Here is a 22,174-nt window from a genome sequence, read left to right on the forward strand (position 1 = left end):
TGGATGAAAATGGATACACTGTGTGGTTAAAAAGGGCAATATTTCTTAATAAAGGACAATAAGCAAATGATGAAAAAGGAAGAACTGAAAGAATTAGAGGAAAAGATTCTGAATGGCTATCGAATCCAAAGGGAGGAAGCAGAGCTGCTTATCGATGTAGATCTGTCAGAGCTTTCTGAGGCGGCAGACCGGATCCGACTGCATTTCTGTGGAAATGTCTGCGATGTCTGTTCTGTGGCGGCTGTTAAGGTTGGACAGTGCGGTGAGGACTGTCTGTACTGCGCACAGTCAACCAGAGCAAAGGAGAAGGTCCCGGCGGAATGTGTACTGGGTGAGCAGATCCTGACCGATATAGCGGTTCAGGATAAGAGCCGTGGTTCTTACCGGTACGGGCTTGTATCTGTTGGACGGCGGCTGTCGAAACGGGAGGTAGCACTGGCAGTTCAGAATGTGGAGGATATCAGGAAGACAGCAGATATCCATGTCTGCGCATCTCTTGGTATGCTGGATGAGGAGGATTTCATAAAGCTTCATGAAGCTGGTATGACAATGGTTCATAATAACATGGAAGCATCGGATGCGTTCTTTAAGACCTTGTGCACGACGCATACATCAGATGATAAGAGAAAGAGTATCCGTGCAGCCAAGGCGGCTGGGATGAAAGTATGCAGTGGTGGACTGATCGGACTGGGAGAGACGCTTTTGGATCGGATCGATCTGGCATTTTCGTTAAGAGAGCTGGATGTGGACTCGGTTCCGATCAATATGCTGAATCCGATTCCGGGAACGTATTTTGAACATCAGGAGCCGATGAAGCAGGAGGAGTTCCTCCGGACGGTGGCTGTTTTTCGTTTTATCCTTCCGGATACCTTTATCCGTCTGGCGGCAGGCAGAGCCTATTTGCCGGATAATGGCAAGGCAGCTCTTCGTGCCGGGGCAAATGCCGTGATCAGCGGTGACTTTCTGACAACGACCGGAATCACATTTGAAACTGACCTGCAGATGATCCGTGAACAGGGATACGAGATTGGAGCACCAGAGCCCGGCACCCGCATGGACTTTTAAAATGAAATTACCGGTTGTTGAATTTTCTGAGAGAAACATATATTATGAATATGATTGGAACATAGAATCAGGTTTAAATGTGATCAGGAAAATTATTTAGATATATTTAATTGAAAATCAGGCGATTTTAATAATTATAGAAAGAAAGAGGTACAATATGAATATTTATGACAGAATGATGGCGATAGGAACAAAGATGACGGAGATGGATGCATCGACATATCAGGGAGCATTTATCGGCAAGATCTCATATATGGCAGAGAAGGAACAGGCTGGACAGGCAGACAGTATCCGCTATGAATTCGGGGCTGTAAAGGAGAATGCATTTATGTACATCCTTCCGATCCTCGGTTATGTGGATGGCGTAGAGACACCGGTAGAGAAATTTACCGTGACACTTGTAAAGCCATCCGATAAAGAGAAGGAATTGAAGCGCGTAGAGGCTGCATCATATGATAATGCAGAGGAGTTCCACACATTTTCAAAAGAAGAGGTTTACAGCTTCAGCAAGGAGACAGGTGATCAGAATAAGATTCATCTGACCGATCATCCGGTTGTTCAGGGTATGTTGCTTCTTCGTACAGCGGCTGTAAAATCAGAGGACGTATCCAGAATTGATGTTAAATTTGTAGAGCCATCTTATGCAGAAGAAGAGTTAAAGTGGGCATTTGACGGAAGAGATCATGTGCTGTTCGCAGATGGTTATGTAAAAGCGACGTTCCGTATCAAATAATTGCTGGCATGGAGGGTGTATGAAGGTAAATAAATTCAGCCTGACGTATCTGGCTGGGATGGTTATGATCCTGATATCCGGATGTTTCCCATTCCTGGGATACCGGTTTACCATGAAGGATTATCAGGATGTAAAGGAATGGTTTCCGCTTTTAAATCTGAAAAAGCTTGCAGACCGTTATCAGGCGATGGGAGATATCAATCTGTTTGTCCGGATATTGCCTTATCTGGCAATCCTTACCGGGATAGCGGGAATTGTACTGGTTGTGATCTATCTGCGTGGAGACCGGGATACCTGGGACATCTTCAATCTGATGTTTTTTATACCGGCTGTTCTTTCCGGTATTGAATTATTCCTGCTGACACACAGTAAGACGATTCGGGCGATTCATGGGATTATGGAAGAAACAACACGCAGTATGCAGGAAAATGGCTATAAAGGCTTTGCAGGATACCGGCTGGGCTTCTATCTGTTTCTGGCAGGTATCATTATCAGTCTGGTCAGTGCGGTGTGTTTCTTTGCACTGGATCGTGAATAAAATAGAACAGGGGTGTGAGAAATGGCAAATGAGAAGATCCTGTTAGTTGAGGATGATTTTGCTTTGGCAATGGGGACGGAATATACATTAAAGACAGAGCATTATGAAGTGGTGCATGCTTCGGATCTTAAGACTGCGAGAAAGTGTCTGCAGCCGGATATCGATCTGGTGCTGCTTGATGTTATGCTGCCGGATGGAAATGGTTATGATTTCTGCAGAGAGATCCGTGAGGCAGATAATTATGTTCCGGTCATATTTCTTACAGCAGTATCAGATGAAGTGAATCTGGTGCAGGGACTGGAGCTTGGTGCAGATGATTATATAGCAAAACCATATCGGGTAAAGGAACTGCTGACACGGATCTCTGTGATCCTGAGAAGACAGCGGTATAACAATATCAAAAAAACAGATTTGGAAAATGAAGCAGGAGAAGATTTCATTTTCGGACACACCAGACTAGATAATAAACAGTATAAGATCTACCGGAATGAACGGAATATCGACAGTACACCAAGTGAATTTCGTTTGCTTCGGGAACTGACGCTTCATGAGAATCAGGTTATGACACGGAGACAGTTGATCGAACGGTTGTGGGATGTCGATGAGTCATTTGTGGATGATAATACCTTGTCGGTATATATCAAACGATTGAGAGATAAGCTGGAAGAGGATTCGGCATATATCCGTACTGTTCGGGGGATTGGTTATATGTTTGTTCCGGACTCAGCAAATAAGTAAAAACAGTAATAGAAATAAACGGCAGGAGTGCTTGGAATGCATTCCTGCCGTTTTATATATGGTTATTGCTTATTTCAATTTTACATAAGCGGCTGAAACATAGCCGTTGTAGGTTCTGCCGTCCTTTGTGAAGGAAATCTGATACCAGTCTTGATATAAGCCTTTGAGTGTAAGCTCTGTTCCATAAGAAACTGTCTGAATAATATCATATCCGGTTCCGGGACCTTTTCTTACATTTAAGACACTGCATATAACCTGCATCTTCTGGCTGCCTTTCTTACTAGCGGTAAGTGTAGATCTGGTTCCCTTGTAAGCCTTTCCATTTGACTTGTTGTAGGCAACGATGCAATAGCTGTATTTGGATGATCCGGCTTCATTGATAATATAGGAAGAAGCGGCGGAGTTGGTGATCGTTTTCAGCTTTGTATACTTCTTTGTTTTATTTGTATAACGATAGATATAATACCCATCTGCATCTGTCTGAGCCTTCCATGTCATTAACTGCTTGGAACCGTAGCTGTTTACAGCTACTCCTGTTACCTTTTTCGGTGGGATCTTAACGGTTATCGTAGCTGCATCACTGATCGAAGTAGCACCGTTTCCGCGGTAATAGGTTTTAACCTTGAATTTATAGGTTCCGTTTGCGGACAGTCCCTTTTGTGTCCAGGAAGTCCTATCGGAAGATAATTTTGCAATCCGTTTCCAGGAAGAACCTGTGGTTCCGTTTTTCATATAAACAAGATAACCTGAAATATTCTTAGAAGATTTCCAGGAAATACTTACAGAGTTATTCTTGGATGGGATAACGGACACGCTTCTGGCATTTGCCGGTTTTGTCATAATAGATACTGTTTTGGAACGATCTGTACGGACATTGTTGCCGGATTTCTTGTAGTAAGCAACAACACAGTATTTGTAAATGGTATTGCCACTTAATTTTTTATCTGTATATGAGGTTGTGTTTTTATTTGTGATCGTTTTAACGCGTACCCATTTACCATTGTCGTTTAAACGGTAAACGATATAGCCGGCAACATTTATCTGACCATTCCATTTAACGGTTACGGTATTCTTTGTAGAGGAAGCAGTTACACCTGTGGCCTGTCCGGGACGGGTGTTTCCGTTTATGGAAGAGGAGTATTTGAAAAATGCGCGGCGGCTGCCTTCTTCAAAGTAAGCACGCACTTTATAAGTGTAAGTTGTTCCGCTTGCCAGCTTGGTATCTGTGTAAGTATTGTTTTTGGCTCCTTTTACATAAGCAACGGTTTTGTATTTACCGGTTGCCGGATTAAAACGTACAATGTGGTATCCGGAAACTTCGGTCTGCGGAGTCCATTCTAAAGTAAGAGAATCCTTTGCCCGTTTGGCGATTGAAACTTTATCAATATTCTTTTCCTGTGTAGCGGCATGAACGATATTGGACTCTCCACCGTTGTAAGCACCGGAATTTGTTCCGTAGAATGCAAGTACCTTGTAACTGTATAAGGTTTCTACCTCCAGACCCTTGTCTGTAAATGAAGTATTGCTTGCGCCGACTGTCGTTCCGACATGCTTATATGTATTTGTGCTCTTGTCAAGACGATATATCTTATAACCATATACATACGGTACTTTATTCCATTTCAAGGATGCCTTCTGCATGGAAGTTGAAGTGATATGCAGATTCTTAACGGCTTCCGGTTTTTTGATGTACCGGAAATTCATATCAACATTACCGCTGATGCCGGCTACAGAGCCGGAAGATGTGTACTGCCAGTAGGAATATTTACCTTCGTAAGATGCATGCACACTGTTGGTTGCAGAATCCCATCCCGGATATTGGGCGAGCCAGATCGGGAACCGTTTTGCCAGTACATCTGCATATACATCATCTGTGAGTAAAGATTTATTTGCATAGACCATAGCGGTGTAATTATTCTTCTCTACCTCTTCACAGAAAGCAGTACAGATCGTAGTTGCGGCAGCAGGACTTAAGTTTGCCCGTGCAAGTCTGCCGGAATGATTGATGTAGTATTCGTAGTCCATAACAACCGGAAGCTTTATGTTATAGCCTTTGATCAGCTTCATGGTGTAGTTGGCCTCTGCTCTTGCTTCGGCCGTTGTGATCGCCTGGGAATAGACATATACGCCGACATCCAGTCCTGCGGCGAGAGCACCTTCGATGTTTTCCTTATATAATGCGTCTGCTTCCAGCACACCGGATTCTGTGGTACGGAGTGCGACACGGATCAGAGCAAAATTAATTCCGTCTGCCTTGACCTTCTTCCAGTCGATATTGCCCTGCCAGCGGGAGATATCAATACCATTTATAATGTCATAGCCCTTGAACTGTGCATCATGGGCATAGATGCTGGTATCAATGGAAGCCAGAGAAGGATTCTTGATGCTGTCAGATTTTTTCTGAAGCTCCTGAATTGCCTGTGGATCTTCTCCGTATTTTTTATTGATAAGGTCAATCTGTTCCTTTGTTAATGAAGAACTGTCAAATGTTCCTGTTTCTACCATTTCATCAATCTCGTCAGCATATGAAATGTTGGATGACTGGGTAGAAACTGTTGTGTACGCATATTGTGACTGCGCATAGGTCTGACCGGCGATCTTAGGTGCGCTGAAGATCGTGAGACCGGCGACAGCACTGCACAATACCGTGGTAATAAATTTTTTCACGATAAGCAACCTCCAATTTTTATTTATCCTTAACTAATTTATAATATTTTTTTTACATATAAATGTCAATAATCTGGGGAAATTTAAGAACTATGAAAAAAACAGGTAAAAGATCAGATAAAATCTTTACCAGAAATTTGCACAAAAAAAGCATTTTTGTAGTGCCAAGTCAGGCGATGACGTGTTATAATCAACACGGTAATAAAAAATGAAAGGAACATCATATGGAGAAAAAAACAAGATTTTTTGGGGCATTAGGCGGTATGTTAAAAGGACTGGTCCGCCCGGCAGAATATATTAAGACAGGAAAAAGTGCAACATGGTTTTCCATCCATTTGATGGTGATCCTTGTATGCGTGATTCTTCCGACGTTAGTATTTTATATGCCGGTCAGCAAGAGAATCGGATATAACCGCCTGGCAGATGCGATCGATGACAGAATTGCATATTTCAGTGTAAGTGAAGACGGATTTTATTGTAAGAAGCAGTATGAATTAAAACGTCCGGGAGAAGCATATATCAGAATCGATTCTACGGATTACGATACGGAATCAGATGAGATCGATGAACTTCTTGAGGTTGGACATTATAAGACAATGGTAGTGGTCAGCAATCAGGAGATTCTGCTGTACAGCGATGATTCACCGACCAGGATCAGTTGGAACAGTGTTTATTCGCACCTGCGTTCGATCGAGAAGCGGGATGTATATGATAAGGATACATTATTAAATCTGACAAGAAAATATGATACTCCGTTATTGATTGGGATTACACTTGTGCTGGCGGTATTGCTGATATTTGTCTACTATGTCGGAACCCTGATATGGGGATTTATCATAAATGCACTCAAGCATGTATTTGGTATCAGTGATGAGATCGGTTTTTCGGATATCGTAAAGGCGTCCACACTTATCAGAACTCCGTGGTTTATAGCGGCGATCCTGATCGCAGGATTTGTATTAAAGGGACAGTTTGTATTTATGTATATTCTGTGTGTGATCATAACATTTGTCTATCTGATCGCAGCAGTCAAATTATATGCAGATGAGATCCTACGGATACCGGAGAAACCGGAAACAAAAGCGGGAGAACAGGAAGATCATGTGCCGGATGAAGAGTATTATGGAGACTGATAATAGTTTCTTAGTATAAAAACAACAAATTAGGAGGCATTATGCGTAAAACTAAAATTATATGTACATTAGGGCCATCAACAGATGATGATGATATTTTGAGAAAGCTTATGATCGAGGGAATGAATGTTGCCCGATTCAACTTTTCACATGGAGATCATGCACAGCATAAACGCAACATGGAACGTATCATGAAGTTCAGAACAGAGCTGAACCTTCCGGTTGCAACACTGCTGGATACAAAGGGACCGGAGATCCGTGTAAAAGATTTCAAAAATGGAAAGATTGAACTGAAGCCGGGGCAGACATTTACATTTACAACCGATGAGGTTGAAGGTGATGAGAAGATGGTTTCAATCACATATAAGAATCTTGTAAATGATGTAAAACCGGGGAATACGATACTGATCGATGACGGTCTGATCGAGATGACGGTAGAGCAGGTATCCGAGAATAAGATCGTCTGTCGTGTAGTAAATGGCGGTCCGGTATCCAATCGCAAGGGCGTAAATGTACCACGCGTAAATCTGTCCATGCCATACATCAGTGAGCAGGATCGTGCAGATATCATATTTGGTATTGAGAATGACTTTGATTTTATTGCAGCGTCCTTTGTAAGAACGGCAGATGATGTATTGGAGATCCGTAAGATTTTAGATGAGCATGGCTGTGATAATATAAATATTATTTCCAAGATCGAGAATATGCAGGGTGTGGAAAATATCGACGAGATCATCCGTGTATCAGATGGTATCATGGTAGCACGTGGCGATATGGGTGTAGAGATTCCGTTAGAGGATGTTCCTGTAATCCAGAAAATGATCATCAAGAAGGTTTACAATGCAGACAAGCAGGTTGTAACAGCAACCCAGATGCTTGATTCCATGATCAAGAACCCAAGACCGACAAGAGCAGAGGCAACAGACGTTGCAAATGCAATCTATGATGGAACCAGCGCGATCATGCTTTCCGGTGAGACAGCCGCAGGCAAGTATCCGGTAGAAGCACTCCATACTATGATTAAGATCGCAGAACGTGCAGAAGAAGATATTGATTATACAAAACGTTTTTATGAGAGAGGAAATATCCAGAATCCGGATATCACCAGCGCAATCTCCCATGCAACCTGTACAACAGCAATCGATCTTGGCGCAGCAGCGATCGTAACCGTAACAAAATCAGGAAAAACAGCCCGCATGATTTCTAAATACAGACCGAAATGTCCGATCATCGGATGTTCACCGGTTGAAAAGGTATGTCGTCAGTTAAATCTGTCATGGGGCGTTCAGCCGCTTCTGATTGCAGAGGAGAATAATACGGATGATCTGTTTGAGCATTCTGTAGAAGCTGCGAAGAGAAATCATTACATCAAGGATGGAGAGATCGTTGTTATCACTGCCGGCGTTCCACTTGGTGTTGCCGGAACAACCAACCTGATCAAGGTACATGTTGTTGGACATATCCTTGTAAAAGGTACTTCTGTAAACGAGAAGTCGGTATGTGCTCCTTTATGTGTAGCAGAAACAGAAGAAGATCTTCAGAAAAATTACAATCCGGGAGATATTATTGTAATGAAAGAGACCAGCAATAATATCATGGAACAGTTAAAGACTGCATCTGCGATCGTGTGTGAAAAGGATGGGAAAAATTCACATGCTGCGATCGTAGGCCTCAGCCGTGATGTTCCGGTTATCATCGGAGCAAAGAATGCGACCCAGATATTAAAAACAGGTGCCATCGTTACAGTAAAAGCCAAAGATGGAGTAGTTGTTTCTTAAGTTTGTAACAAATGTAATAAATCTTAATTTTTAAAAAAACGCTGAAAAACAAGCAAAAACACGGGAATGCCATGTTGACAAGCATTTGAATTGTTGTTATAATGAACCAGAAATGTAACAATTTCGTAACAAATGTTTGATGACATGGCATTTCCATGTCAGGGAGGTAATAAGATGTCCAAAGGAACCAGAAAGATATCCGTTGCGGTAGTAACAGTCAGTCTGGCAGCTACAACGGCATTTGGCGTGATCAAAGCAAATAACATATATGATGATTCAACGATCGGACTCTCATCAGCGCTTGACAGATATGTAGAATCTGTTCAGCTTGAAACGGCTTCAGCCGGAGATGGAAGTACACCGACGGATGCTTCTTCTGAAACAGTTAAGACAGAAACAGCAAAGACTGAGACAAAGAAGACATCAAAAAAGAGTACCAAGAAAGAAGAAAAAACAACAGAAGCTGCGACAGAGGAAACGGGAGCGGCAGAGGAAACCTGTAAGTATCCACAGTTTGAAGGAAAGTGTCTTACAACTGTAACGGATGAGGTTAATATCCGTGCTACAGCAAGTGTAGACGGTGAACTGGTCGGAACACTTGGAGCAAATGGTATTGCCCTTGTAAAGGAAAAAGGTGATACGTGGACAAAGGTTGCATCCGGTAGCTGTGAAGGATACATAAAGAACGATTTCCTTGTATATGATGACGATGCAGGTGCTTATGCAGAAGAACATTGCAGCAAGTTGGCAACTGTTACAACAGAAACCTTGAATGTACGTGCCGAGGCAGATGCAGACAGTGAATGTCTTACAATGATCCCTGGTGGAGAATCATATTCAGTAATCGGTCAGGCAGATGGCTGGACAGAAGTAAAGGTTGATGATGAGACTGCCGGTTATGTAAGTTCGGATTATGTTGAAATTTCATATAATACAGTAAAGGCTATCTCGGTAGAAGAGGCTGAAGCTGCAAGAGCAGCAGAAGAGGAAGAATTGAGAAGACAACAGGAAGAACAGCAGAAGCAGCAGGAGGAAGAGCAGCAGGCAACAGAAACCCCTACGGAAGCTTCGACGGAGACTCCTACAGAAGCACCAACTGAGACACCAACAGAAGCCCCTACGGAAGCACCAACTGAGGCTCCTACGGAAGCACCTTCTGAGGATCCGGTGCCATCCAGCGGTTCAACTGGTGTAGACCTTGCAAATTATGCATTACAGTTTGTTGGTAATCCTTATGTATATGGCGGTACAAGCCTTACAAATGGTGCTGACTGTTCAGGATTTACATTATCCGTATATGCACACTTCGGAATTTCACTTCCACATTCCGCAACTGCTCAGTCTTATTACGGAACAGAAGTAAGTCTTTCAGAGCTGGAACCGGGTGATCTGTTATTCTACGGAACAGACGGAGATATCGGACATGTTGGAATCTATACAGGTGGCGGCATGATCGTACATGCAAGTACAGAAGCAACAGGAATCAAGACATCTGTATACAATTACAGAACTCCGATCAAGGCAGTCAGACTGCTTGGACAATAAAGGATAAACAGAATAGAAGAAAAGTCGGTACATGGTGAGTGAACAGGTTCTTGTTTCTCCCGGTATGTATCGGCTTTCTTTTTTTGCATTCGATGAATACAAGACTGTAAATTAAGAAAATATGGGAGATAGAAAAAAGATACATATGCATTTGTGTAGTTTTCATAAATTATATAAAATAGTTGTTAATTTGACTAAAAAATGAAAAACAAACGGTTTCCTTTTGTTTAAAATGACTTGAAAAAATGGTGGTTTATGTTATAATAAGATTATCAATTCGGGGACACCCGAAAAAGAAGGAGTTGGGCAACATGAATTACATAATTAGTGGAAAAAACATCGATGTTACTGAAGGTTTAAAGAATGCAGTATATGACAAGCTGTCCAAGCTTGAGAAATATTTCGCAGAAGATGCTGTTGCACAGGTTACATTTAGTGTAGAGAAAGACAGACAGAAGATAGAAGTTACGATCCCTATGAAAGGACATATCATTCGTGCAGAACAGGTAAGTGATGATATGTATGTATCGATCGATCTTGTGCTAGAAGTAATCGAGAGACAGGTGAACAAGCATAAGAAGAAATTGATCGACAAGGAGCAGAATGCAGCATATCTCCAGAATTCATTTGTAGAAGAAGAAACAGATGAAGATGATGAGATTAAGATCGTTAGAAGCAAGAGATTTGCAGTAAAGCCTATGTATCCGGACGATGCATGCATCCAGATGGATCTGCTTGGACATAACTTCTATGTATTTAGAAATGCAGAGACAGAAGAAGTAAATGTTGTCTACAAGAGAAAGGGTAATACATACGGATTGATCGAACCAGAATTTTAATCTCGTACCTGCTGAGCAGGGACAGATATTTTCAGAAGCTATAGTCTGAAGAATGTCTGCCTGAGATTTTCGGATAAAAAGAAGGGTCGCCAGACAATTAACGCTGGCGGCTCTTTTTTTGTGGTCAGATTTAAAGAATGAATGTTGATTATTCATCATTATTTCATAAATGCTTTACCAAAGCTTTTCAGATTCATTCTTGATATAAATTTCATATGATGGTATTATGTACCCTGAGTAATAAGATTTGGATATGAAACCAAGAAAACAGTTAGGAGAATAATAGAATGGGATTATTTGAAAAAGTATTTGGCACACATAGTGAGAAAGAACTGAAGAAGATCGCTCCTATTGTGGACAAGATAGAAGCACTTGATTCTGACATGCAGGCATTGTCCGATGAGGAATTAAGAGCAAAGACAGCAGAATTCAAAGAGAGACTTGCAAATGGGGAAACGCTTGATGATCTGCTGGTAGAAGCATTTGCAGTTGTAAGAGAGGCTGCATACAGAGTGCTTGGCATCAAGCATTATAGAGTACAGTTGATCGGTGGCGTTGTATTACATCAGGGACGTATCGCCGAGATGAGAACCGGTGAAGGTAAGACCCTTGTGTCTACACTTCCTGTATACTTAAACGCACTGGAAGGCAAAGGTGTTCAGGTCGTAACAGTCAACGATTATCTGGCAAAGCGTGATGCTGAATGGATGGGTAAGGTTCATGAGTTCCTTGGACTTACAGTTGGTATTATTTTGAATTCATCTACAAATGATGAAAGACGTGACGCATATGCATGTGACATTACTTATGTAACAAATAACGAACTCGGTTTCGATTACTTAAGAGATAACATGGTTATCTATAAAGAAAAGCTTGTGTTAAGAGGGCTTCATTATTGTGTAATCGACGAGGTCGACTCTGTATTGATCGATGAGGCGAGAACACCTCTGATCATTTCAGGACAGAGCGGCAAATCGACAGAGCTTTATAAGATGTGTGATTACCTTGCAAGACGTATGAAGCGTGGTGAAGGTGATGGCGAGATCTCCAAGATGGATATGCTGATGAATACAGCAATTGAGGAAGACGGAGATTTTCTTGTAAATGAAAAAGACAAATACGTTATGCTGACAGCAAACGGTGTGAAGGAAGTAGAGCAGTTCTTCCATATCGAGAACCTGTCCGATCCTGAGAATATCGAGATCCAGCATAACATAATTCTTGCACTTCGTGCACATAACCTGATGTTCCGTGACCGTGATTATGTTGTAAAGGATGACGAGGTTCTGATCGTTGATGAATTTACAGGACGTATCATGCCGGGCCGTCGTTTCTCAGACGGACTGCATCAGGCGATCGAAGCAAAGGAAAATGTAAAGGTTAAGAGAGAGTCCAAGACACTTGCTACGATCACATTCCAGAACTTCTTTAATATGTTTGAGAAGAAAGCAGGTATGACAGGTACAGCAAGTACAGAGGAAGAAGAATTTAGAGAGATCTATGGTATGGATGTTGTAGAGATCCCAACCAACCTTCCGGTACAGAGAATTGACCACCCGGATTCTATCTTCAAGACAAAGAAAGAGAAATTAAACGCTATTGTTGAGCAGATCAATGAGAGTTACAGAAAAGGACAGCCTGTTCTGGTTGGTACAATCAATATTGATGCATCTGAGGAACTCAGCCACATGCTCAGCAAGAAAAAAATTCCACATAAGGTATTAAATGCAAAGTTCCATGAGCTTGAGGCAGAGATCGTTGCAGAAGCAGGTCAGAAGAATGCAGTTACGATCGCAACGAACATGGCTGGTCGTGGTACGGATATTAAGCTTGGCGAGGGCGTTGCTGAACTTGGCGGACTTCGTATCATTGGTACAGAACGTCATGAGTCCAGACGAATCGATAATCAGCTCCGTGGACGTTCCGGTCGTCAGGGAGATCCGGGTGAATCCAAGTTCTACCTGTCTCTGGAAGATGATCTGATGAGATTGTTTGGTTCTGAGAGAGTTATGAGCCTTTATGATACATTGAAGATCCCGGAGGGCGAAGAGATCCAGCATAAGACAATCTCGAACTTCGTAGAGAAGGCCCAGAAGAAGATCGAAAGCAACAACTTCGCGATCAGAAAGAATCTGTTAGAGTATGACCGTGTAAATAATGAACAGAGAGAGATCATGTATAAGGAGCGCCGGAGAGTCTTAGACGGTGAAGATATGCATGAAGTTATCCTGAAGATGCTCAAGGATGATATCAATGCATGTGTAGATACTGTATGCTCATCAGAAGTTGCACCGGAAGAGTGGAATATTGTAGAGCTTGACAATATGATCCGTGAAATCATTCCATTTACAGAACCAATCGCACTTACTGAGCATGAGATCAAAAAGGGTGACACAGAAGAACTCAAAGAGAGATTGTATAATGAGGCTGTGGAACTCTACCATGAGAAAGAAAAAGAATTCCCAAGTCCGGAAGATATGCGTGAGATCGAGCGTATTATCCTTCTGAAGGTAATTGATAGAAAATGGACTGACCATATCGACGATATGGAACAGTTAAAGCAGGGCATCGGACTTCAGTCACTGGGTCAGAGAGATCCTGTTGTAGAATATAAGTTTGCCGGTTATGACATGTTCAATGAAATGACAAGAGCAATTCAGGAGGATACAGTAAAACTGCTTCTTCGTGTTAAGGTTGAACAGAAGGTTGAACGTGAGGAAGTAAATAAAGTTACAGGAACAAACAAGGATGATACTGTATCCAGAGGGCCTGTAAAGAAAGCAAAAAAAATCGGAAGAAATGATCTGTGCCCATGCGGCAGCGGTAAGAAATATAAGAACTGCTGCGGACGGAACGAATAGAAATAATGTGTTGCGGATGCAACCGATAAAGTAGGTGAGAAATTAATGATAGAGACAGACCAGTTTAAGTTCACACTGAATCAGTACAGACAACCATTAATGGAAGTAAGGGATTCACTTTGACATCGCTGGCAGAAAAGACAGCATAGGAAAATTACAATATGAGATGGAACAGCCGGGCTTCTGGGATGATGTAGCAAAGTCAACCAGTGTTTCCAGACAGTTAAAGGAGCTGCAGGATTCGCTGGAGGAATATCAGAAGCTGGAACAGGATTTTTCAGATATTGAAACCCTGATTCAGATGGCGGAAGAAGAGGGCGATTCCTCTATGATAGAGGAAATCGGTGAGATGCTGACAGCATTTCAGAAGGAATTCGAAAATTACAGGATCAGTCTTCTGCTGTCGGATGAGTTTGATGGTTACGATGCCGTTATGACGCTTCATGCAGGAGCCGGCGGGACAGAGTCCTGTGACTGGACATCGATGTTATACAGAATGTATACCAGATGGGCGGAAAAGCACGGTTTCAAGGTGGAAGTGCTTGACTATCTGGAGGGTGATGAGGCTGGCATTAAGTCGGTTACGATACAGATCAGTGGACAGAATGCTTATGGATATCTGAAATCAGAAAAAGGAGTACATCGTTTGGTTCGTATTTCACCGTTCAATGCAGCGGGCAAGCGGCAGACTTCATTTGCTTCCTGTGATGTGATACCGGAGATAGAGGAAGACCTGGAAGTGGATATCAATGAAGATGATCTCCGGATCGATACTTACAGATCGAGCGGAGCCGGTGGACAGCACATCAATAAGACATCATCGGCGGTTCGTATCACGCACATTCCGACCGGTATCGTAGTACAATGCCAGAATGAGCGTTCACAGCATATGAATAAGGATAAGGCTATGCAGATGCTGAAGTCTAAGCTGTATCTGATCAAGAAACAGGAGAAATTGGATAAGATTTCGGATATTCGGGGTGAGATACTGGAGAATGGATTTGGAAGCCAGATCCGGTCTTATGTTATGCAGCCGTATACGATGGTGAAGGATCACCGGACAGGTGAAGAAAGCGGAAATGTTGCCGCAGTTTTAGATGGAGAACTCGACGGATTTATGAATGCATATTTAAAATGGTGCAGCCGGAGTGAGTCGTAATATACAAAAAAGAATGCAAAAAGGAGAGACACCCACATGGTAAATATAGCAGTATTAGGTTATGGTACAGTTGGTTCAGGCGTGGTTGAAGTAATCAATACAAATCACGAGATCATTAATAAGAGAGCGGGAGAAGAGATTAACATCAAGTATGTTCTTGATCTGAGAGATTTCCCGGGAGATCCTGTACAGCAGATACTGACACATGACTTCAATGACATCTTAAACGATGATGAAGTAAAGGTTGTTGTTGAAGTAATGGGAGGAATCAATCCTGCCTATACATTTGTAAAACAGTGCCTTGCAGCAGGCAAGAGTGTAGCAACATCCAATAAGGAACTGGTAGCTTCTCACGGACCGGAATTACTTGCGATCGCAAAAGAGAACAATGTGAATTTCTTATTTGAGGCATCTGTTGGCGGTGGTATTCCGATCATCCGTCCATTAAATACCTCTATCACAGCAGATGAAGTAACAGAGATCACAGGTATCTTAAACGGAACAACAAATTATATCCTGACCAAGATGGATCAGGAAGGTGCATCTTATGATGAAGTGCTGAAGCAGGCACAGGATCTGGGATATGCAGAAAGAAATCCGGAAGCAGACGTAGAAGGTGGAGATGCGTGTAGAAAGATCGCTATCCTGACTTCTATCGTATATGGAAAGCATCTGGATTACACTAAGATCCATACAGAAGGAATCACAAAGATCTCAACAGAAGATTTCAAATATGCAGATGCACTTGGTGTATCGATCAAATTAGTAGGTACGACTAAAAAGGAAGGAGATACCTTATACTCCTTCGTTGCACCTATGATGCTGGACGAGAACCATCCATTATCCGGTATCCATGATGTATTCAATGGCATATTTGTACATGGAAATGTTGTAGATGATATCATGTTCTATGGAAGAGGAGCCGGAAAGCTTCCAACAGCATCCGCCGTTGTATCCGATGTTGTAGACGAAGTAAAACATATGGGTAAGAATATTATGGCAAGTTGGGATGCAGAAGCACTTCCGATCGGTGATTTCAGAGATGCGGTTAATCGTTTCTTCATACGGGTAAGTGCAGATGCGATCACAAAAGATGAGATCCAGAAGCTGTTTGGTGATGTGACATATGTAACAGCAGAAGGTGTGGACGGAGAGCTTGCATTTATCACTTCGTCCATGACTGAGGGCAGTTTTGCTGATATTACAGCTAAAATTGATAAAATTTTCAGCATAATCAGAGTAGCATTTTAGAGAAAAAAGTTGTATAACCATAAGATGGCCGATGTAAAAACGGGTTATCACTATATGGAAATAACCGGATGATCAGATGAAAAGAAAAGGAGGACACCGATGAAAAGAGCCGACTACATTAGCTGGGATCAGTATTTTATGGGTATTGCACTGTTGTCAGCAGAGAGAAGCAAAGATCCTTCCACTCAGGTTGGTGCATGTATTGTAGACGATAATAATCGTATTCTGTCGGAAGGGTATAATGGTATGCCTGCCGGATGTGAAGACGATATCATGCCATGGGGAAAAATCGGTGATCCTTTGAACAATAAATATTTCTTTGTGTGTCATGCAGAATTGAATGCCATCCTGAATTACAGAGGCGGTAGCTTAAAGGACGCAAGACTTTATTCGACCTTATTCCCTTGCAATGAATGTGCGAAAGCAATCATTCAGTGTGGGATAAAAGAGGTGATCTATCTGTCGGATAAATATGCCAGTACCGACAGCACGATGGCATCCAAGAGAATGTTTGATATGGCAGGAGTTACTTATCGGCCATATGAAGTAAAAGGAAAGAAGATAACGATAGATTTATGATGATTGTAAAAGAAAGCAACAGCAGAGAAGACACATACAGGATCGGACGGGAGCTTGGCGAACAGGCGGTTCCGGGACAGGTTTTCTGTTTCTTTGGAGATCTGGGCGTAGGAAAGACGATATTTTCACAGGGATTTGCCAAAGGTCTTGGAGTCGATGATATTGTGAACAGCCCTACATTTACGATCGTGAAAGAATATGATAACGGACGGCTTCCGTTATATCATTTTGATGTCTATCGGATCGGAGATGTGGATGAGATGGAAGAAATCGGCTACAATGAGATGGTATACGGTGATGGAGTATGCCTGATCGAATGGGCAAATCTGATCGAAGAGATCCTTCCGGATCATTATCAGAAGATAACGATTGAAAAAGACCTTGAAAAAGGGACAGATTATAGAAAGATAACGATAGAAGAGGTTTAAAGATATGAAGATCCTCGCTCTGGACAGCTCAGGGCTGGTTGCATCCGTTGCCTTATTAGAGAATGACAATCTGGTTGCAGAATTTACAGTAAATAACAAAAAGACACATTCACAGACCTTGCTTCCGATGCTGGACGAGGTTGTAAACGCAGCAGGTATTGAGCTTGATGCAGTAGATGCGATCGCGATCGCAGCAGGTCCGGGGTCATTTACCGGACTGCGTATCGGAGCAGCAACGGTAAAAGGACTGTCGCTTGCACTTGATAAGCCGGTTGTGCCTGTTCCGACACTGGAAGGACTTGCATACAATTTCTGGGGAAGTGACAGGCTGATCTGTCCGATCATGGATGCCAGAAGAAATCAGGTCTATACTGGATTGTACAGATTTGACGAAGCAGGTAATCTGGTTACAGAGATGGATCAGATACCGATGGATGTAAATGAGTTGATCGATCTGCTTCTTGAAAAAGATGAAGAAGTGCAGTTTACAGGTGATGGCATACAGGTGTATGGATCTCAGATCCTGTCAAAGATGAAGCATGCACGTCTGGCACCGGCACATCTGAACAAACAGAAGGCTGGATCAGTCGCATATGCCGGCGCTTACCGGTATGCGCATGAACAATATATAAATGGAGATGATTTTGCTCCTGAATATCTGAGAATGTCTCAGGCAGAAAGAGAAAGAAAAGAGAAAGGTGAAAGAAATGAGTAATAGCGTCAGTGATGGCGGGGCGGCGGGGCCCTATTTAGACAACATTGAGATAAGAGAAGGCGATGAGGAACAGTTGCTTGATATTGTTTCTCTGGGAGAAAAAGTATTTATGAGTTCCTGGAATGAGCAGATGGTTGCGACATCCATGTATGGAACGTATGATACCGTGCTTACAGCAGTTGACACAACGAAGGATGACAAGGTGGTTGGTTATTGTATCTTTACTGCACCGTGTGAGGATTGTGAACTGCTTCGGATTGCTGTTGATAAAGATTACAGGAAATGTGGAATCGGACACAGACTGATGAAAGAAATGATCCGCATGTGTGTAGAAGACAATGGAGAAAAGATCTTCTTGGAGGTTCGTGAGTCTAATGACGCAGCAATATCAATGTATGAATCACTAGGCTTCGATGAGATTTCCAGAAGGAAAGATTATTATAAAAAACCAACAGAAGATGCTGTTATCATGGAACTGAAGTGTTCACATTCATAATACATAGATGACAGGAATTCCCACTACAAAAGATGCATTTTTTCTATTATAATCGACAATAGAAAAGATACAGAGATCGCCGGGAAACCGGAAGATCAGGAGGAAATTATGATGGATGTAATACGTTGCAATATGTGTGGGAAAGAATTGTCAGTCAGAAATGACATTTTGATGGAAGATGCAATTATAATTTCAAAAAAGTGGGGATACTTCTCAAAGAAAGATGGAGAAACCCACAGGATCTGTATATGCGAAGATTGTTATGACCGGCTGGCAGACAGCTTTGCAGTACCGGTACAGAGAGACGAAACGGCAGAATATATGTAGAACCAGAGAGTCATTTGAATATAAAATGACTCTTTTTTCCTTACAGGAGAAATGGTTTACAGACAGAGTGGAAACAGAAGTTGGAGGATAGAATATGTTAGATGTATGTTTGCTTGGTACAGGCGGAATGATGCCACTTCCGTACAGAGCGTTGACATCCATGATGATACGATACAATGGCAGCTCTATATTAGTTGATTGTGGTGAAGGAACGCAGGTAGCAGTCAAACAGCAGGGATGGAGCTTCAAACCGATCGATGTGATCCTGTTCACACATTTTCATGCAGATCATATCAGCGGATTGCCTGGGCTACTCCTGACAATCGGAAATGCAGAACGAAAGGATCCGGTTCTGATGGTTGGACCAAAACGGTTGGAACGGGTAGTGAACTCTCTGCGCGTGATCGCACCGGAGCTTCCATTTGAGATACAGTTTAAAGAACTGACAGAGGAAGAAGAAGAATTTGAAGTGTGTGGCTTACGTGCAAATGCGTACCGGGTAAATCATAATGTTACCTGTTATGGATATTCATTTGAGCTTGACCGTGCTGGTAAATTCGATGTGGAACGTGCACGTGCACAGGAGGTTCCGATGCAGATCTGGAATACATTGCAGAAGGGCATGACGATAGAACTGGACGGCAGGCTCTATACACCGGATATGGTTATGGGACCGGATCGGAAAGGGCTTAAGGTCACATATTGTACAGATACTCGTCCGACACCACTTATTACAAAACATGCGGCAGGCTCAGACTTGTTTATCTGCGAAGGAATGTATGGTGAACCGGACAAATACGAAAAGGCAGTTTCCCATAAGCATATGACAATGTATGAGGCGGCGGAGATTGCGAAAGAGGCAGAAGTAAAACAGATGTGGCTGACACATTATAGTCCGTCCCTGATCAAGCCGATGCAGTACATGGATGAAGTAAGAAAAATATTCCCGGCTGCGGTTGCAGGAAAAGACCGGATGGAGACAACGTTAAAATTTGCAGACTGATACAGACGGTAAAACAGGAAAAAGAGGAAGATGAAAATGGAGAAAAAAGATATAAAGATTCTGGCAATTGAATCATCTTGTGATGAGACTTCAGCGGCTGTCGTCGTAAACGGTAGGGAAGTATTATCAAATATCATATATTCACAGATTGACATTCACACACTGTATGGCGGCGTTGTTCCTGAGATAGCGTCAAGAAAACACATCGAGAAAGTGAATCAGGTAATAAGGGCTGCACTGAAAGAAGCAGACTGTACTCTGGATGATATAGATGCGATCGCAGTTACATATGGGCCGGGCTTAGTAGGAGCTTTGCTGGTTGGAGTAGGAGCAGCAAAGGCGATCAGCTATGCAAAGAATATCCCATTGGTAGGCGTTCATCATATAGAGGGACATATTGCTGCTAATTTTATAGAAGATAAGACATTGGAACCGCCATTTATGTGTCTGGTTGTATCCGGCGGGCATACCCATCTGGTAAAGGTGACAGACTACGGGCAGTTTGAGATCCTTGGTGTGACCAGAGATGATGCGGCAGGTGAAGCATTTGACAAAGTAGCAAGAGCTATCGGACTTGGATACCCGGGTGGACCGAAGGTAGATAAGCTTGCAAAAGAGGGAAATCCGGATGCAATTGAATTCCCTAGAGCAAAGATTTCCGATTCTGCATATGATTTTAGCTTCAGTGGTCTGAAGTCTGCAGTTTTAAATTATATCAATCAGAAGGAAATGAAGAATGAGGAGATCAACCGCGCAGATGTAGCGGCATCCTTCCAGAAAGCGGTAACGGATGTACTGACAGAACATACCATCTATGCAGCCAGGAAATATGGCATGGATAAAGTTGCGCTGGCAGGCGGTGTTGCATCCAACTCAGCACTTCGTGCATCGATGAAAGCGGCCTGCGAAAAAGCAGGAATTCAGTTATATTATCCGGCACCGATCCTTTGCACCGATAATGCAGCCATGATCGGAGCGGCTGGTTATTATGAATTCATAAAAGGTACCAGACACGGGCTGGATCTGAATGCAGTTCCAAATCTGAAATTAGGCGAGCGGTAGAAGGATACAGTAAGAAGTGAATGCAGATTGCTCTGCTGCTTTGTGAGTGTTTGTAAATATATGGTGAAAGAATACAATATGAAACAAATATTAGAGGCAAAAAAGATAAAAGGATAGAAGAGAAAACATGAAGACAACGGCGATCATACTTGCGGCAGGAAAAGGCAGCCGAATGCACAGTAAAATTGAAAAACAGTTCATGGAGCTTGGAGGCTATCCTGTAATTTATTATGCATTAAAAGCTTTTGAAGAAAGTCCTGTGGATTCCATCATTCTTGTAACAGGAAAAAACAGTGTGGAATATTGCAGGCATGAGATCATAGAGAAATATCATTTTACAAAGGTTGTATCTGTAGTAGAGGGCGGTGAAAATCGGTATGATTCTGTATATAATGGTTTGTGTGCATGTCCGGAGACCGATTATGTCATGATCCATGACGGCGCAAGACCATTTGTGACACAGGATATGGTCGTTAGATCGATCCAGACACTGGCAGATTACAAAGCGTGTACGGTGGGGATGCCTGTAAAGGATACGATAAAGATCGTAAATGAAAATCGGATTGGAATGGCGACTCCTGCAAGAGAGTACCTGTGGCAGATCCAGACCCCACAGAGCTTTGATTATAAATGTCTGATGAAGTGTTATCAGAAGATGATGAAGAAACGGGCAGATGGGGCAGCAATAGCAGTGACGGATGATACGATGGTGGTCGAAGAATACGGTAAGATACAGGTGAAAGTGATTGAGGGCAGCTATACAAATATAAAGATTACGACACCGGAAGATATGCGTATTGGACAGGAATTTCTGCAAAAACAGGGGTAAAGAAGTACTTGAAAATACCAGTCACAAAAAAATGAAATAATTTGAAAAAATGTGTTGACATAGAAAAACAGAAGTGCTAATATATACAAGTCGCCGGTCAAAAGGAGACTTAAACAACTGGATGGAGAGATATCGAAGTGGTCATAACGAGGCGGTCTTGAAAACCGTTTGTCCGAAAGGGCGCGAGGGTTCGAATCCCTCTCTCTCCGCTGACTTTTCAATAAACAAAGATGGAAAGTTCAAGCGCTTGATACTAGGAGAAGTACCCAAGCGGTTGAAGGGGCTCCCCTGGAAAGGGAGTAGGCCGTTAATAGCGGCGCGAGGGTTCAAATCCCTCCTTCTCCGTTAAGTTTTACTGGTACAGGCGAAAACAAAGAACCTTGAAAAATTAACAACATGACAACCCTGAAATTCCAAATAAAGAATTT

General features: G+C 42.4%; 20 protein-coding genes and 2 tRNA genes. 21 read left to right on the forward strand and 1 reads right to left on the reverse strand.

Annotation, left to right across the window (positions count from 1 at the left end):
- Window positions 1-66: 66 nt before the first annotated feature.
- The 4 genes from bioB to DWW85_RS10390 all read left to right on the forward strand — a co-directional run bounded on the left by bioB (window position 67) and on the right by DWW85_RS10390 (window position 3,074).
- Window positions 67-1,065: a biotin synthase BioB gene (gene bioB, locus DWW85_RS10375; protein WP_181986560.1), complete on the forward strand. Its 999-nt coding sequence runs from the start codon at window positions 67-69 to the stop codon at window positions 1,063-1,065.
- 157 nt (window positions 1,066-1,222) lie between these two features.
- Window positions 1,223-1,798, forward strand: a complete 576-nt coding sequence (locus DWW85_RS10380; protein WP_021943113.1) for a hypothetical protein — start codon at window positions 1,223-1,225, stop codon at window positions 1,796-1,798.
- Window positions 1,799-1,817: 19 nt separating this feature from the next.
- A complete protein-coding gene (locus tag DWW85_RS10385; RefSeq protein WP_117808583.1) occupies window positions 1,818-2,336 on the forward strand; it encodes a hypothetical protein in 519 nt (172 codons plus the stop codon).
- Window positions 2,337-2,357: 21 nt separating this feature from the next.
- Entirely contained in the window at window positions 2,358-3,074 is a 717-nt protein-coding gene (locus DWW85_RS10390) for a response regulator transcription factor (RefSeq protein ID WP_117808584.1), read from the forward strand.
- 69 nt (window positions 3,075-3,143) lie between these two features.
- Here the strand turns inward: DWW85_RS10390 and DWW85_RS10395 are convergent, their stop codons facing one another.
- Window positions 3,144-5,741, reverse strand: a complete 2,598-nt coding sequence (locus DWW85_RS10395) for a GH25 family lysozyme (protein WP_117808585.1) — start codon at window positions 5,739-5,741, stop codon at window positions 3,144-3,146.
- Between the two features lie 224 nt (window positions 5,742-5,965).
- Here DWW85_RS10395 and DWW85_RS10400 point away from each other — a divergent pair, with 224 nt between their 5' ends.
- The 17 genes from DWW85_RS10400 (at window position 5,966) to DWW85_RS10480 (ending at window position 22,091) form a co-directional block, all read left to right on the forward strand.
- Window positions 5,966-6,874: a hypothetical protein gene (locus tag DWW85_RS10400; protein ID WP_117808586.1), complete on the forward strand. Its 909-nt coding sequence runs from the start codon at window positions 5,966-5,968 to the stop codon at window positions 6,872-6,874.
- A 41-nt stretch (window positions 6,875-6,915) separates the two neighbouring features.
- Window positions 6,916-8,652 (forward strand): pyruvate kinase, encoded by a 1,737-nt coding sequence (pyk, locus tag DWW85_RS10405; RefSeq protein WP_021943118.1) that lies wholly within the window; start codon window positions 6,916-6,918, stop codon window positions 8,650-8,652.
- Between the two features lie 174 nt (window positions 8,653-8,826).
- On the forward strand, window positions 8,827-10,197 hold the full coding sequence (locus DWW85_RS10410) for an NlpC/P60 family protein (RefSeq protein ID WP_181986561.1): 1,371 nt from the start codon (window positions 8,827-8,829) through the stop codon (window positions 10,195-10,197).
- A 311-nt stretch (window positions 10,198-10,508) separates the two neighbouring features.
- A complete protein-coding gene (gene raiA / locus DWW85_RS10415; RefSeq protein ID WP_021943120.1) occupies window positions 10,509-11,036 on the forward strand; it encodes a ribosome-associated translation inhibitor RaiA in 528 nt (175 codons plus the stop codon).
- Window positions 11,037-11,323: 287 nt separating this feature from the next.
- Window positions 11,324-13,897, forward strand: coding sequence for a preprotein translocase subunit SecA (gene secA / locus DWW85_RS10420; RefSeq protein ID WP_021943121.1), 2,574 nt, complete (start codon window positions 11,324-11,326; stop codon window positions 13,895-13,897).
- Window positions 13,898-13,942: 45 nt separating this feature from the next.
- Window positions 13,943-15,056 (forward strand): peptide chain release factor 2 gene (prfB, locus tag DWW85_RS10425; RefSeq protein WP_117808588.1). Its coding sequence is split into 2 segments (ribosomal slippage): window positions 13,943-14,017 and window positions 14,019-15,056, totalling 1,113 coding nucleotides; the frame shifts between segments, so codons are not numbered across the junction.
- Window positions 15,057-15,092: 36 nt separating this feature from the next.
- Window positions 15,093-16,307, forward strand: coding sequence for a homoserine dehydrogenase (locus DWW85_RS10430; RefSeq protein WP_021943123.1), 1,215 nt, complete (start codon window positions 15,093-15,095; stop codon window positions 16,305-16,307).
- A gap of 99 nt (window positions 16,308-16,406) precedes the next feature.
- Entirely contained in the window at window positions 16,407-16,886 is a 480-nt protein-coding gene (locus DWW85_RS10435) for a dCMP deaminase family protein (RefSeq protein ID WP_021943124.1), read from the forward strand.
- Window positions 16,883-17,314, forward strand: coding sequence for a tRNA (adenosine(37)-N6)-threonylcarbamoyltransferase complex ATPase subunit type 1 TsaE (gene tsaE / locus DWW85_RS10440; RefSeq protein WP_021943125.1), 432 nt, complete (start codon window positions 16,883-16,885; stop codon window positions 17,312-17,314). Before DWW85_RS10435 ends, tsaE begins: the two co-directional genes overlap by 4 nt.
- A 4-nt stretch (window positions 17,315-17,318) precedes the next feature.
- On the forward strand, window positions 17,319-18,029 hold the full coding sequence (tsaB, locus tag DWW85_RS10445; RefSeq protein WP_021943126.1) for a tRNA (adenosine(37)-N6)-threonylcarbamoyltransferase complex dimerization subunit type 1 TsaB: 711 nt from the start codon (window positions 17,319-17,321) through the stop codon (window positions 18,027-18,029).
- Window positions 18,022-18,525, forward strand: coding sequence for a ribosomal protein S18-alanine N-acetyltransferase (gene rimI, locus DWW85_RS10450; RefSeq protein WP_021943127.1), 504 nt, complete (start codon window positions 18,022-18,024; stop codon window positions 18,523-18,525). Before tsaB ends, rimI begins: the two co-directional genes overlap by 8 nt.
- A 108-nt stretch (window positions 18,526-18,633) precedes the next feature.
- Complete coding sequence (locus tag DWW85_RS10455; protein WP_021943128.1) at window positions 18,634-18,852, forward strand: hypothetical protein; 219 nt, start codon at window positions 18,634-18,636, stop codon at window positions 18,850-18,852.
- 94 nt (window positions 18,853-18,946) lie between these two features.
- Entirely contained in the window at window positions 18,947-19,855 is a 909-nt protein-coding gene (locus tag DWW85_RS10460) for a ribonuclease Z (RefSeq protein ID WP_021943129.1), read from the forward strand.
- 30 nt (window positions 19,856-19,885) lie between these two features.
- Window positions 19,886-20,917, forward strand: a complete 1,032-nt coding sequence (tsaD, locus tag DWW85_RS10465; protein ID WP_117808589.1) for a tRNA (adenosine(37)-N6)-threonylcarbamoyltransferase complex transferase subunit TsaD — start codon at window positions 19,886-19,888, stop codon at window positions 20,915-20,917.
- Between the two features lie 127 nt (window positions 20,918-21,044).
- The gene (gene ispD, locus DWW85_RS10470) at window positions 21,045-21,746 is read left to right on the forward strand and encodes a 2-C-methyl-D-erythritol 4-phosphate cytidylyltransferase (RefSeq protein WP_021943131.1); all 702 of its coding nucleotides are present in this window, start codon (window positions 21,045-21,047) and stop codon (window positions 21,744-21,746) included.
- Window positions 21,747-21,869: 123 nt separating this feature from the next.
- Window positions 21,870-21,955 (forward strand) — tRNA-Ser (locus DWW85_RS10475).
- 47 nt (window positions 21,956-22,002) lie between these two features.
- A tRNA-Ser gene (locus tag DWW85_RS10480) sits at window positions 22,003-22,091 on the forward strand.
- The last annotated feature ends 83 nt before the right edge of the window (window positions 22,092-22,174 follow it).

Origin of the sequence: Clostridium sp. AF17-21AC (assembly GCF_003461365.1) — a bacterium.
Lineage (GTDB): Bacteria > Bacillota > Clostridia > Lachnospirales > Lachnospiraceae > Coprococcus > Coprococcus ammoniilyticus.